Genomic DNA, 12543 nt, shown 5'->3' with positions numbered 1-12543 from the left:
TCGCTGAAAGCTTTCCGGAACCATACGCCTAGCGTATGGTTTTCTTTTCACAAAAAAACAAAAAGACACTGAGATTTTTTTCTCATTGTCTTTTTGTTGGGTTACTTATAATTTAGTAACGTTTGCTGCTTGGTCACCGCGGTTCCCTTGAGCGATATCAAAGCTCACTTTTTGGCCCTCTTCCAGTGATTTAAAGCCTTCGTCATTGATTGCTGAGAAGTGAACGAATACGTCTTCTCCACCTTCAACTTCAATAAAACCAAAACCTTTTTCAGCATTAAACCATTTTACAGTTCCTTGACTCATTGTATTACCTCCAATTTTTTAACTTAATATCATGTAAAAAATAAAAATTCGCCTTATTCTCATGAGCTTTATTAAAAAATATAACCCCTGAGAATAGGCGAATTATAAGATTTAATAGTTATTAAGTGTATGTCTAATACTATAGCACACATTCAAATTAAAAACAAATTTTTCTTTTTATTCCTTTTTCTTCAATTCTTAAGTTTACTTTGAGCCTTTCGTTCCAATAAATTTATCCGGTTTTTTGTTTGAACGCCTGCTTGTCGTTCTCTGCCGAACTTTTTCCCATCATCATGACAACAGCCAATATAAGGAGTCCGCCCATTAATGACACATTTCCGATCATAATTCCCATAATTAATACGGAAACAAAAACTGCCGTCAATGGTTCGATAACCGTCAACAAGCCCGCCTCGGCAGATGTAATGAAGCTCAAACTCGCCAAATATAAGTAAAACGAAACAAACGTCATCACGACAACAAGGATGACAAGCACCCATTCAGAAATAGAAAAAGAAACCCCCGTTTTCAAAGGATTTGTTTTTAAACTTAAAGCAACGCTTCCAATAAGCATTGACCACATTGTAATCACAGTGGAGCTATACCTTTGAATAAGTTTCATCGGCTGCAATGTATAATAACAAAGAGCAAAAGCTGAAACAACACCCCAAAAAAGAGCCATACCTGAAATGGAAAGCTTGGTTATATCCCCATTTGTCACTAATAAAAATAGTCCAATAAAAGTTAGAACGAGCGCAAGCAATTCTTTTTTAACAGGATATCTTTTTGCTTTGAAACATGCAAAAATAAGAAGAAGCGACGGGGCTAAATATTGTAAAATTGCTGCCGTTGCTGCATTGCTATGTTTGATCGCGGCAAAAAAAGAATACTGTAAACCTAATAATCCAAATACCGCAAAAGCAAGAAGTGTGAAAGAGTCCCTCTTATTTCTCCAAATCGTAAAGATCGACTTCCGCTGTTTCGTCATATACAAAAATAACAATAGGATTACCCCAGAAAAAAAGAGCCTGGTGATGATAATCCAGTCAAGCGTCATGTCAGTTGTTCGGAATAAATAATCCACAACATTCCCCTGAATTCCCCACAAGGCTGCTGCACTTACCGCCATTGCTATTCCTTTTAAACGAAGTTGGTTCGTTCTGTTCATAGCTTATCGATCTCCAAAAGCCCCTTGAAGGGTGTAGTTGTATCCATCTATTCCAATCATACATGTTACTAAAGAAAACTTAAACTACATGTTGAAGTACCTCTATTAAGAAAAACGCTGATGCATCCTCTTTTGAAATTAGAAGTGGGAAGTTGGGCTCATTGTAATTTACATTTCTCCCAGTTTTATTTGTCGTTCTATCGTTTCTGGGGTATGATGATATAACAAACATTTACACTAGGGGTGCTAGTAAGCTGAGAGAAGGATTGGAATCCTTTAACCCTTTGAACCTGACCTGGCCAATACCAGCGTAGGGAAGTGAAGGCATTGTTTCTACGAATTTATTTCGTCTACAACAACGGATTCCTCTCTACGAGCGAATCCGTTTTATTATTTTTCGAGGGGGAATACTTAATGGAAAAATTGACAGTGGGACTGGAATGGTTTATAAATCCCGACCATCTTCCGATGATGATCGGATTGGAAAAAGGTTGGTTTCAAGACGCAGGGCTAAAGATTGAAATGGTAGAGCCTGAAGAGCATTTTGATGCGATCGATGAGATGAAGGCAGGTAAAATGGATATCGCGATTACAGAGCCTCTTCATCTCGTAGAGGATCGTGCAGCCGGTGAAGATGTAGTTGGATTTGCAAGATTTCTACATACAAATGGTGGTGTCATGTATATAAAAGGAAAAGAAATTAACCGGCCAAAGGATCTCATTGGCAAACGAATTCAATATCCTGGCGCGCCGGGCCTCGGCGGGCTTGCCATCGTAAAGACAATGGTAGAATCTGACGGAGGCTCTTGCAGCATTGAAGATTTTATCCCTGTTAACAACGGCTTTTACCATACAGAAGCGTTAGAAAAAGATTTGGCGGACGCAGCTACGCTTATTTTTAAAAATTTTGAAGTTACTGAAGCAAAATTAAAAGGCCTTAATGTTGATTATTTTGCATTAAAGGATTGGGGGATACCGGACTTTTGCCAGCTTATTTTTATTACTTCTTCAGAAATTTTAAATAGTAAAAAAGAAACACTTAAAAAATTTGTAAAAATCATCCGAAAAGCCATCGACTTTATTTATGAAAACGAAGAAGAAGCAAAAAGGATATACTTTGACTACACAAAAACAGAATCAAATGATGAGTTGGCAATTGAAACAGCTAATGCGACGATCCCTTGTTTCACTTATGACTTTTCCATGTCTTCCGATTATTACGGCCAATTGCAAAACTGGTTAAAGAAAACAGGCAAAATTAACGAAGCGATTGATCCTGCAAAGTATTGGACAAACAAATTAAACCTATAAAACGGCGTTTATTTTTCGTGAGAGAGGGAAACTTACGAATACAATAAAATTAAAGGAGGCAGAGTTTCAATGAAGAAAAACAAGCTTGCAATGACAACAGTAGCACTTGGAGCCGCCTATTTGCTTAGAAATAAAGATAGTAGACAAAAACTAAAAGAACAATTTCAATCATTTATGAATTCATCTAGAAAGTCAAAAAAACATGTTAACGTATAACGAATTCAATGAAGGAGAGACACTGGCATTTGTCTCTCCTTCATCTATTTACTTATTCATTTGTGCAATAAATCCGCCTAGTAAATCTTCCGCATTCTCTTCCAAATCCGCTTCCGCACTAGGTTCATCTTGGTTATTTTGCCTTGCGCTGTCTAAATCAAAATTGAGCAAATCATCTTCAAAAGTATCTGGAGCATTCTTTTCAAATGTATCTGGTGCATTCTTCTTCTGTGGCTCTTCCAAGCTCTCTTCCTGCAAATAGAGCGCCTCGTCAATATTAACCGCGTTACTGTTCAAGGAAGCGAGAAGAGATGTTGCCCGAACTGGATCTTGCAATAACTGGTAAACAATGTTCCCAATCAATGCTTCAGAATAAGAGTGCCTCAGCCAGTTTCGCTGCTCTTTGTTCAATTGCTTAGGAAGCGGGATGGATACCGTTTCTCTTTCCTTTGATAATGAATGGCTTACCCCATCAAGCACAAACTCTGCAATTTTACTTGAAAAATTTCTTTTCTCCGTCTCTTTTAATTTTTGCAATTGTTTTATTATATGATCAGGTGTATCAGACGGTAGGCGAAATGTGATCGCCTGCCCTCTCTGAATTCCTTTATTTTTCACGGAATCACCCTATTTAATTTTTTACTGGTTTTTTATTGTCTTCTTTTCCTTTTGCTTTGGCATTTTTTTGTTTGTCAAATGCCGAAATTAATTTGTAGTAAGCATTTGCCATCATCCATATGCTTTCTTTTTCATCTTCAAAAAAAGCGATATTGTATCCATCCAAATTATTATTTAATGTTTTTAAATATTCCTTGAGCACCATTGACCCACCGCCTACAAAATAGCAGATTTCAGTTTGCGAGTTTTTTTGCCAAGTGTTTCGCAGGTGGCGGTATTGCTTTTTAGCCAATTCAAGCAAAATGCGGTCAACAATATCATGGACACTTGTCCGGCTGCCTTTTACCATGATATGATTTCTATCATTTTTTCTTGTAATAATCTCAACAATATCCCGTCGGCTATCCAATTCGATGCCATGTTTTGATCTAATTTCTTCTCGAATTTCCTCAAGCGATTCGGCTACCCCGAGGTTAAATCCTTGAGCTTTGTCATCATCCACATTACGATTTTTAATAACAGCGACATCTGTTGATAATCCGCCAATATCCTGAATAATGATGCGTTTGTCTACTAAATCCCGATTAATAATATTTAAGTTATTATCCATCACTAAGTTGATATACGCTGCGAATCCTTCCGGATACACTTTCACTTCATCAAATTTAATATTTACTTTTAAACCTTGGTATTTAGGCGTGACCAAAAACTCAACCTGATGAACAGAGCTTAGAAGCCGCGAGCGATAGCCTACATCTTTCCCTTCCTTCACTTCTCTGAGCGGCAAGCCTGTTCCAAGCAAATAGCTCGCATCGACGACCTGATTTGTTTTCTTAAAAATGTCCGCGTTTTCTTCCCTCACAGCATCAAGTGCCAATGTAGCAAACAGCATAACTAATGTTTGGTCTTCCTCAGATTTGCTGCTTCCAGGATCAAGCTCTGTTGCATTTCCGCTTTTTGTTGCCAAATTTCCCACTCTGTAAATGGCGTTATTATCCATTAATGCCGGGGAATGAACCCTTATATGTATGCCATCCAGCGGGTCCTTTTCATTCAATTCCTCTATTCCTATAACAGGGCGATCCTCAGTGTCTCGTGCGATCACATTTGGAAGATTTAATTCATAATCTAGCTTCCCAAATAATGCCTTCACAGAATCATTACCTACATCTACAGCAGCAATTCTACTATTTGTCATCAAATCAACCTTTCACAAAAAAATTGATGGCTTTATCCAACCTTTGCCATTCTATTTTAGAATATACTAGACTTTAAGATTCGGCAATCGTCTAAAAGTTGTATTCATATTTGTACACTTGTATACATTTTCGTTTACAACAGAAACAATTTGTAAACACGTTGCTGCTTCTCAATGTATACGTGTTTGTTTACAAGTTTACCTTTATGTACACATTAAGATTACATTTTGTTTACATGTACACGTCTTTGTAAACATATTATAATAGCCAAGCAAAAATGTTCCTGCTTGGCTATGAAAACTATTCAAATTTTCTTTATCCCGCATTAATTGCCGGTAAAAAACCCCAATAGTTGGAAGTTTCATTTTATCTCGAGGCAATCGGAATATGCTTGAAGCTTTCCACGTCAAATAAGCCTAAGTCTGTTATTTTTAATTTTGGGATGACCGGAAGTGCAAGGAATGACAGCGTAGAAAAAGGGTTAAACTTGCCCATAAAGCCAATATGAAGTAATGCTTTATTTAAAGACCCAAGGCTAGAATTTACGGTCATATAACCTAAGTCTGACATCAAGCCGGAAAGGGGCAAAGGCAAAGAAGCAAGTACTTCGCCGTCCTTTAACACGGCCTGCCCTCCTCCCAATTCACCTATCACACGAATTGCTTTAAGCATGTCGTCATCGTTCGTTCCCGCAACGACAATATTATGAGAATCGTGCGCAACGGTAGAGACAATTGCTCCGCTTTTAAGCCCTAAACCTTTGACAATCCCGAGCCCAATATTGCCAGTCATTTTATGCCTTTCTACAACAGCGATTTTTAGCAAATCTTTTTCTATTGATGGTTGAAATTGCCCATTTTTTACGGCGATATTTTCAACGAGATGGTTCGTTATAATGCTGTTTGGAATCACTTCGATAATATTTGCATGTTGCCGTTCATTTAAACAAATGCAAAGATCATCTTTCCTTACCGGTTTGTACGTGACACTATTCGTTACCGGTTCAGGAGGAACGATCGATGGTTCTTTGAATGGAAGACATTCGCCATTTTTTGCAACGAGCGTTCCCGCTTTATACACTTCTGAAACGGAAACGGACTCGAGATTATCAAGAAAAAGAAAATTTGCTTCATATCCCGGTGCAATCGCACCTTTTTTGCAAAGACCAAAACATTCAGCCGCATTTAGCGTTGCGATTTGAATAGCCAAAAGTGGATCGGTGCCCTTTTTAATCGCTTTTCGAACGTTATGGTCTATGCTTCCTTCTGCAATTAATTCATCTAAATGTTTGTCGTCCGTGACAAATAGGAATCTCCTTGCGTTCTTTTCATTGACCACTTGAATTAATTCGTCCAAATCTTTAGAAGCTGTTCCTTCTCGTATCATGACATACATTCCACGTTGAATTCGCTCAAGAGCTTCTTTGGCAGTTACACATTCATGATCCGTTCGAATTCCGGCTGTTAAATACACGTTCAGCTCTTCGGCATGAAGCCCTGCAGCATGTCCGTCAATCAGCTTCCCTTTTTTAGACGCATCACTAATTTTATGTAACATGCCTTCCTCCCCGTGGAAAACAGCAGGAAAATTCATAACTTCTCCTAAACCTAAAACCCTCTCATGGGAATAAAAAGGGTTAAGTTGTTCTGCATTTAATTCTGCTCCTGTGTTTTCAAAAGGAGTTGCTGGCACACAAGATGGCATCATCATATACACATCAAGTGGAAGGCCCTCAGAAGATTCAAGCATAAAACGAATCCCGTCTGTCCCAGAAACATTCGCAATTTCATGCGGATCAGCAATAATCGTCGTTATCCCATGAGGAAGAACCACTTTCGCATATTCCGACGGTTTGACCATTGATGATTCAATATGAATATGGCCATCAATGAAACTGGGACATACGAAATTTCCATTTGCATCAATCACTTGCTTTCCCTCATAATCGCCAAGCCCCACAAACTCTCCGTCCTGAATGGCAACGTCCGTTTCAATGATTTCCAAGTTAAATACATCAATGATTTTTCCGTTTTTTATAACAAGATCTGCAGGAATCCTTTTTGAAGCTGCTGCAATTCTTTTCTTTAACTTATTCATGTTCGTATTCATGGAATAAACCTCTTTTCACAATGCAATTCATTACTTTTTATCATAACCTTACGCAGACACCCAAGCAAACGATCGCAGACATAAAAAAACCTTGACAGACAATTGCCTAATCAAGGTCGAATCATGGAAAAGTTTGTTCATTTTAGTCTAAAGCATTAGCGATATCATCGTATTGTGAAATTTTTTGAAAGGATTCATATAACTCATTCTTAAAAATGAGAGCGATTTCCGCCTCCTCAAATACCTCTCCCCATCGAAATAAGATGTCGCCTTCAGGACAGTACTCATTAATTAAATACTCATAATCCAGCTCCAGTAATTCATATCCGATCGCTTCATTTAATCTAGCTCGAATCAAGTCCTCATCTAATATGTTTTCTTTTTTGCTGGCAAAAATCGTATGCCGATGCGGCGCTTTTGATATAATATCTAAAGCTAATGGAATGTCCTCCCGCTCGACCATTGCGATACTAGAATAACATAGTTTATCTTGAATCGTTATTTCAATTTCCGGGCCTTTTGTGAAGGAATCGATAGCAAACTCGGACTCTAGCTTTTTCCAAACCTTTTTGTACTTTTCGATTCGGGAATTTTTATCGGACACTTCAACGTTCGCAAGTAAGTAAAGCTTATAATCCGTAAAATTTTCCGTTTTAAATACCTTATTTATCGTTCTTGCGCAAACTTCTATAAAGTTTGAACGTTCTTCAGGGGTAAACATCTCAGCACCGTTTAGGCTATACACACTAAATTTCTCGGATTTTCCCTTAAACCATGTAAAATAATTTTCGATATCTTTTTCCGCCTCATGCCATATTCTCATTTTTCATCCTCATTTGCTTTCTTATTTTTTCTTGGATCGTCATAATGATTTCCATGGATGTCGTTCATGTGAGAACCCCTATTTTGGCTCGGATCGTCCGGATAACGGTGCCCACCCGCGTGATTATGGATTACCTTGCCACATGCTTTCCGCCTTTCACAAGAGGGCCCCCAATGATAGCTGCTGTCGACACGCCTCTTCCCCATCCAGTTGACTATTACCGTATTTAGTTTGATCCGATTTTAGGTTGTTTACCAAACGAGAGAGTCTTGTTACATACGTTCCATAGCGATTATACAGAGATTGCACGGCATCAATTTCATTATCTATACCTCACCTACGTTCGATTAAACTAGAAAGCATTTTCTTCTCCCGTTCCAAATTTATCCATTTCTTTAAGTGTAAAAAACTTCTTATACATAGAAAATCCAACGTTAGAAGGGTTTATCGACAGTATTTTTATATTTGAATAGTCATGCCTTGACTAATTATAACAAAAATATTTATAATAACATCATTGTTCATAGAAAAGGAGCCGACGGCTATGGATCATCGTTCATTACTTCTTCTAGGCCTGCTTATGACCCAAAGTCAGCATGGTTATCAAATCCACGACTTTGTCGAAAAAAACCTTAAATTTATTACAAACATGAAAAAAGCGACGGCTTATGCCTTGCTTGATAAATTGAGCAAAGAAAAATTTATCGACGTTTCTGTTGAATATGACGGGAACCGACCGCCACGAAAGGTATATACAATTAACGATCAAGGTATTCAGCTTTTTAATAAATTATTGCTGCAAAACCTTTCCACTTCCGAAACGGTTTTTTACGAAGGTGATATTGGCTTAATGTTCCTTGATCATTTATCTACAGAAAAAGCAATTGAGTCCTTGCGAAAAAGACTGCAAGAACTCCAAGAAAAATACAGCTACTTTCAGCAAGCGCCCATACATAATAAAAATAGCGGCGTAAATATTGCGTTTAAGCATAAGAAAAAAATGCTGGAAGCCGAAATAAACTTTTTATTAGAAACGATTCAACTGTTAGAAGAGAAAAAAACAAGCTAAAGTGCGTGTTCAAAAAGGAGGACAACGAGAGGCAAGAAGGTCGAGGAAGCGTAGCTCTGAGCACCGCAGCGTATGTTTATAGGATACGTGAGGAGCGGAAGAGCAAGCTGACGAAGAGATTCGCAGCCTATCGTGCCCGGACTTTTTGAACAACCTCTTAAAGAAAGAAATTCTTTTTTATCTGGGATTGGAGTGAATTTCATTTTGAATACAAAAAAAGCGTTGCCAGTCTTATTTGCTGTCATGTTTCTCGTCATGGTTGGTTTTGGGATTATTATACCCGTGCTCCCTTTCTATGCGGAAAAAATGGGTGCTTCACCTACAGAGCTCGGTTTGCTAATGGCTGTCTACTCATTAATGCAATTGCTATTTGCTCCAATGTGGGGACGTATTTCCGATCGAATTGGGCGGAAACCAGTATTGATGATTGGGATTTTTGGACTTGCCATTTCCTTTTTCTTAATGGCGATCTCATCACAGCTCTGGATGCTTTTTGCCGCAAGAATCATCGGTGGACTTCTATCTTCAGCGAATATGCCTACCGTCATGGCGTATGTCGCGGATATTACTTCTGATGAAGACCGGGGAAAAGGAATGGGAATTATCGGGGCTTCAGTCGGCCTCGGCTTTATCTTAGGGCCGGCGATTGGGGGCATTTTTTCAAAAACTAGCTTAAGCATGCCTTTTTTGATTGCTGGATTTTCTTCACTGTTAACGTTTATTCTCGTCATGCTTATTCTAAAAGAATCACTTTCACCTGAACATCGAGGGGAACGTACAACGAAAAGGGTACCGATACGCCAAACATTAAGCGGCCCTATTTCAATTTTATATTTTCTCCAGCTGTTTATTTCGTTATCATTGGCGGGATTGGAAGCAACTTTTGCATATTTTGCCGCAGCAAAAGCGGGCTTAGGAACGATAGAGCTCGGTTATCTGTTTATGATTATGGGATTAGCGGGCGCGATTGTTCAAGGTGGTTTAGTTGGGATACTTACGAAGAAATTCGGGGACGGATTCGTTATTCAAATTGGTATTGTTGTCTCCGCAATCGGCTTCGGTCTTATACTGCTCGTAGACAACTTTACAACCGCTGCTGTCTTCTTAACGATATTCGGAATTGGCAATGGTGTGATTCGACCTAGTGTTTCCGCACTTTTAACAAAAACATCAAAAACGGGTTACGGAAGCACAACCGGCCTATTATCATCCGTTGATTCTCTCGGAAGAATTATCGGCCCACCGCTCGGAGGTTGGCTTTTTTCCCTCGCGGTCGGCATGCCTTATATTTCAGGAATGATATTATCAGTGATCGCCTTTTTCCTCTATCAAGTTTATAAATCAATGTCAAAAAAAACCGAGCCAGCTTCTTCATAACATTGCAAATAAGGCGTTTCGGAACAAAGGGCGCTTTAACAAAAGCTGCCCTTAGAATATTCCCCGGGAAATGTCGATTCTTGTCTTCTATCTATTTTAAAACTCTAAAATAGACTACACATCTTTTGAATGCTTATCGATCTAGTACCTCTCATATCTCTTAAATCTTTCCGTGAAAGTGTATATAAGCCGTACAAACACGTTTTATTTTTTTATTTATAGGGAATAGTAATGATTGAATTTAACTAAGGGAGGTTCTTAAAAATGGCATTAGTTCCATATGATCCATTTCGTCAATTGTCAAATATCGGGAAGGATTTTGATAACTTTTTTTCAAATTTCCCATCGTTGTTTAGGGATGATTCGCAATGGGGCGGAGTAAGGGTAGATGTTCATGAAACAGATACTGAAGTTGTAGCGACGTGTGATATCCCTGGACTAGAGAAGAAAGAGGATGTCAATATTCATATCGAAAACAATATGTTAAATATAAGTGGCTCCATTAATCGAACCAATGAAGTGAAAGACGAGAACATGCACCGGAAAGAGCGCTTTTTTGGACGTTTTCACCGTTCTATCCCACTTCCTAGCCCTGTGTCCCAGGAAGGTGTTAAAGCGACTTATCGAAATGGCGTTCTCGAGGTCAGAATGCCGAAAGAGAAAGAAGGCAACCAAAAGACCATTGATGTCGAATTTCATTAAGAAGAGAAAGCTTTCCAGCCTTTGCCTGGAAAGCTTTCTTAATTCCTATAAAATCGGCGACAACAAACGGGAAATGGCCTCTTTAAACTTAATAACAGCCGATCGCTCACGATATCGTTTTAAAGTAAGTTCAGAGCATAATTCACTGTCCTGAAGGAATAAATCCCTTAGTTTCCTTGCTACATCCTCATCATATACGATCGCATTCACTTCGAAATTTAATTCAAAACTGCGCGTATCAATATTTGCTGTGCCAACCGAAGCTACTTCATCGTCAACGACGATTGTTTTTGCGTGCATAAACCCATTTTCGTAGATTAAAACTTTTGCGCCATATGAAATAAGCTCCCCGACATGTGACCATGTCGCCCAATAAACAAATGGATGGTCAGGCTTATTCGGTATCATGATTCGGACATCCACCCCTGACAGCAACGCAATTTTACATGCATCCATAAAGCTTTGATCAGGTATAAAATAAGGCGTTTGAATATAGACGCTTTTCTGGGCAGACATGATTAGCTTAATATACATATTTTTTATATACTCGGTTTCGGAATTCGGCCCGCTATCCACAATTTGAACGGGGCTTTTCCCAGGACGTGGTTTCATTTGATAGACAAATTGTTCAAGATCAATGTGCTTTTGATGTGTTGCCTGTTTCCAGTCTAAAATAAACCTTCCTTGTATATATGCCACTGCTTCGCCGATGATTCGAAAATGGGTGTCGCGCCAATACCCAAATTTCTTCACTTTTCCAAGATATTCATTCCCAATGTTAAAACCGCCGATATAACCGATGTGTCCGTCGATGATGCAAAGCTTTCGGTGATTTCGATGATTAAGCCTAGGATTAATAAATTTAAGAAAAGACGGAAAGAATACTTCCACTTCCCCGCCATATGCAATCAACTCTTTAAAAAAAGCGCGGCTCATCTTTCTCGAGCCAATTTCATCATACAGCACACGTACTTTTACACCTTCCTTCGCTTTTAGAGTAAGCAGATCCCGCAATTTTTTCCCTAAGTCGTCCCGCTGGATAATATAATATTGAAGATTAATTTCGGATTGGGCAGCCTTTATATCACGGAATAATGCTTTGAATTTTTCATGGCCGTCACTAAAAATTTCGATGTCATTGTTAGTTGTAATCAATGAGGTCGATGATTTTAAATTCATCAAAATTAAATCCGTATGCTTTTTTAACAAACTGTTATGTTCAAATACATGAAGTTCTTTAATTTTCTTAATTTGTCCATCGACAGCGGATTTAAAATAATTTCTTTCTTCAGCCGATAGTTTGTAAAAATTCTTCTGTTTTAATTGCCTGCCAAAAAATAAATAAACGATAAAGCCAAGGATTGGTACAAATAGTAAAACAACGAGCCATGCCCACGTAGCGCGAGCATCCCTTCTTTCAAAAAAGACAACGATTCCAGCAAGCGTCATATTTACAATTGTGACGATTGGTACGAGTAATGATAGAAAATGACTAATCTCCAAGACATGTCACACTACCTTTATATTCAATAGTCAACTTTTAAAAGATTATATCATAGTTTGTACTCACAAATAGAAGCTGTCGGGGTTTTCCCGACAGCTTCTATTTCTCGTCTTCTTTCGGATCATAGTCAACCTTCATTTC

Annotated in this window: 12 protein-coding genes and 1 riboswitch; of the genes, 5 read left to right on the top strand and 7 right to left on the bottom strand. The window is 38.5% G+C overall.

Annotated elements, in window-relative coordinates:
• Positions 1 to 105: 105 nt before the first annotated feature.
• Entirely contained in the window at positions 106 to 306 is a 201-nt protein-coding gene (locus tag DCC39_RS14930; protein WP_116555699.1) for a cold-shock protein, read from the bottom strand.
• Between the two features lie 232 nt (positions 307 to 538).
• Entirely contained in the window at positions 539 to 1474 is a 936-nt protein-coding gene (locus DCC39_RS14925) for a DMT family transporter (RefSeq protein ID WP_116555698.1), read from the bottom strand.
• Positions 1475 to 1703: 229 nt separating this feature from the next.
• Positions 1704 to 1808, top strand: a riboswitch (TPP riboswitch).
• A gap of 80 nt (positions 1809 to 1888) precedes the next feature.
• Between DCC39_RS14925 and DCC39_RS14920 the strand changes: the two genes are divergently transcribed.
• Positions 1889 to 2785, top strand: coding sequence for an ABC transporter substrate-binding protein (locus DCC39_RS14920; protein WP_116555697.1), 897 nt, complete (start codon positions 1889 to 1891; stop codon positions 2783 to 2785).
• Between the two features lie 69 nt (positions 2786 to 2854).
• Entirely contained in the window at positions 2855 to 3001 is a 147-nt protein-coding gene (locus DCC39_RS19190; protein WP_165820902.1) for a hypothetical protein, read from the top strand.
• A gap of 48 nt (positions 3002 to 3049) precedes the next feature.
• Here DCC39_RS19190 and DCC39_RS14915 read toward each other — a convergent pair whose 3' ends face one another.
• The 4 genes from DCC39_RS14915 to DCC39_RS14900 form a co-directional block, all read right to left on the bottom strand.
• Positions 3050 to 3619 carry a hypothetical protein gene (locus DCC39_RS14915; RefSeq protein WP_116555696.1) on the bottom strand — a complete coding sequence of 190 codons (570 nt, stop codon included), beginning with the start codon at positions 3617 to 3619 and terminating at the stop codon, positions 3050 to 3052.
• Between the two features lie 13 nt (positions 3620 to 3632).
• Positions 3633 to 4817, bottom strand: a complete 1185-nt coding sequence (locus DCC39_RS14910) for a ParM/StbA family protein (protein WP_116555695.1) — start codon at positions 4815 to 4817, stop codon at positions 3633 to 3635.
• A gap of 367 nt (positions 4818 to 5184) precedes the next feature.
• Complete coding sequence (gene ade, locus DCC39_RS14905; RefSeq protein ID WP_116555694.1) at positions 5185 to 6927, bottom strand: adenine deaminase; 1743 nt, start codon at positions 6925 to 6927, stop codon at positions 5185 to 5187.
• Between the two features lie 142 nt (positions 6928 to 7069).
• Complete coding sequence (locus tag DCC39_RS14900; RefSeq protein ID WP_116555693.1) at positions 7070 to 7750, bottom strand: hypothetical protein; 681 nt, start codon at positions 7748 to 7750, stop codon at positions 7070 to 7072.
• Positions 7751 to 8294: 544 nt separating this feature from the next.
• Here DCC39_RS14900 and DCC39_RS14890 point away from each other — a divergent pair.
• The 3 genes from DCC39_RS14890 (at position 8295) to DCC39_RS14880 (ending at position 10898) form a co-directional block, all read left to right on the top strand.
• Positions 8295 to 8819 carry a PadR family transcriptional regulator gene (locus tag DCC39_RS14890; RefSeq protein WP_116555691.1) on the top strand — a complete coding sequence of 175 codons (525 nt, stop codon included), beginning with the start codon at positions 8295 to 8297 and terminating at the stop codon, positions 8817 to 8819.
• A gap of 204 nt (positions 8820 to 9023) precedes the next feature.
• Positions 9024 to 10196: an MFS transporter gene (locus DCC39_RS14885; RefSeq protein ID WP_116555703.1), complete on the top strand. Its 1173-nt coding sequence runs from the start codon at positions 9024 to 9026 to the stop codon at positions 10194 to 10196.
• A gap of 264 nt (positions 10197 to 10460) precedes the next feature.
• A complete protein-coding gene (locus tag DCC39_RS14880; RefSeq protein WP_116555690.1) occupies positions 10461 to 10898 on the top strand; it encodes an Hsp20/alpha crystallin family protein in 438 nt (145 codons plus the stop codon).
• Between the two features lie 45 nt (positions 10899 to 10943).
• Here DCC39_RS14880 and cls read toward each other — a convergent pair whose 3' ends face one another.
• Entirely contained in the window at positions 10944 to 12401 is a 1458-nt protein-coding gene (cls, locus tag DCC39_RS14875; protein ID WP_116555689.1) for a cardiolipin synthase, read from the bottom strand.
• Positions 12402 to 12543: the final 142 nt, after the last annotated feature.

Source organism: Pueribacillus theae (assembly GCF_003097615.1).
GTDB lineage: Bacteria > Bacillota > Bacilli > Bacillales > UBA6769 > Pueribacillus > Pueribacillus theae.
The sequence above is the reverse complement of the archived record's forward strand: the minus strand, read 5'-3'. Positions and strand labels throughout refer to the sequence as shown.

Coding starts and splice junctions, on each gene's coding strand:
- DCC39_RS14930 (WP_116555699.1), bottom strand. CDS start 306: ATGAGTCAAGGAACTGTAAAATGGTTTAATGCTGAAAAAGGTTTTGGT.
- DCC39_RS14925 (WP_116555698.1), bottom strand. CDS start 1,474: ATGAACAGAACGAACCAACTTCGTTTAAAAGGAATAGCAATGGCGGTA.
- DCC39_RS14920 (WP_116555697.1), top strand. CDS start 1,889: ATGGAAAAATTGACAGTGGGACTGGAATGGTTTATAAATCCCGACCAT.
- DCC39_RS19190 (WP_165820902.1), top strand. CDS start 2,855: ATGAAGAAAAACAAGCTTGCAATGACAACAGTAGCACTTGGAGCCGCC.
- DCC39_RS14910 (WP_116555695.1), bottom strand. CDS start 4,817: ATGACAAATAGTAGAATTGCTGCTGTAGATGTAGGTAATGATTCTGTG.
- ade (WP_116555694.1), bottom strand. CDS start 6,927: ATGAATACGAACATGAATAAGTTAAAGAAAAGAATTGCAGCAGCTTCA.
- DCC39_RS14900 (WP_116555693.1), bottom strand. CDS start 7,750: ATGAGAATATGGCATGAGGCGGAAAAAGATATCGAAAATTATTTTACA.
- DCC39_RS14890 (WP_116555691.1), top strand. CDS start 8,295: ATGGATCATCGTTCATTACTTCTTCTAGGCCTGCTTATGACCCAAAGT.
- DCC39_RS14880 (WP_116555690.1), top strand. CDS start 10,461: ATGGCATTAGTTCCATATGATCCATTTCGTCAATTGTCAAATATCGGG.